Genomic DNA, 593 nt, shown 5'->3' with positions numbered 1-593 from the left:
GTCAGAAGGGTGGGGGTGTGCCGTTGTCGTCGGGGTCGGGTGGGGGTGGGTCGTCGGGGGTGAAGCGGACGGCGGGGGAGTAGGGGAGGGGTTCGTCGGTGTAGGTGCGGCCGGTGGGGGAGGTCCATGTGAGGATCCCGCCGGGGAGTTGTCGAACCTGCCAGCGGGTGAACTGCTTTTGGGTGTGGTGGCGTTGGCAGAGGTGGGCGAGGTTGGTGATGGTGGTTTTGCCGCCTGTGGCGTGGTCGTGGGTGTGGTCGACTTCGCAGCGGATGGCGGGGGTGGTGCAGCCGGGCCAGCGGCAGTGGCGGTCGCGGGCGCGGAGGTGGCGGTCGATGGCGGTGGTGCGGTGGTAGGTGTCGGTGTGCAGGACTGCCCCGGTGAGGGGGTGGGTGAGGATGCGGTCCCAGGGGGTGGGGGTGGTTTCGGCGAGGGTGCGGGCGGTGTGGGCGTCGATGGGGCCGTGGCCGATGAGTTCGGCGGGGTCGTGGTTTTCTCGGGTGGGGTCGAGGATGGTGAGGGCGGGGACGACGATCTGGACGCGGGCGCGGATGGTGCCGAGGGTGCCGGGGCCGTCGTCGGTGCGGGTGGGG

General features: G+C 71.5%; 1 protein-coding gene. It reads right to left on the bottom strand.

What is annotated here, in order from left to right:
* Position 1: 1 nt before the first annotated feature.
* A partial coding sequence (locus tag M3667_RS16530) for an HNH endonuclease (protein WP_251509616.1) occupies positions 2-593 on the bottom strand: 592 nt, incomplete at its 5' end.

The organism is Microbacterium sp. P26 (genome assembly GCF_023712585.1).
Classification (GTDB): Bacteria; Actinomycetota; Actinomycetes; order Actinomycetales; family Microbacteriaceae; genus Microbacterium; species Microbacterium algihabitans_A.
This window is presented reverse-complemented; position numbering and strand designations above follow the sequence as displayed.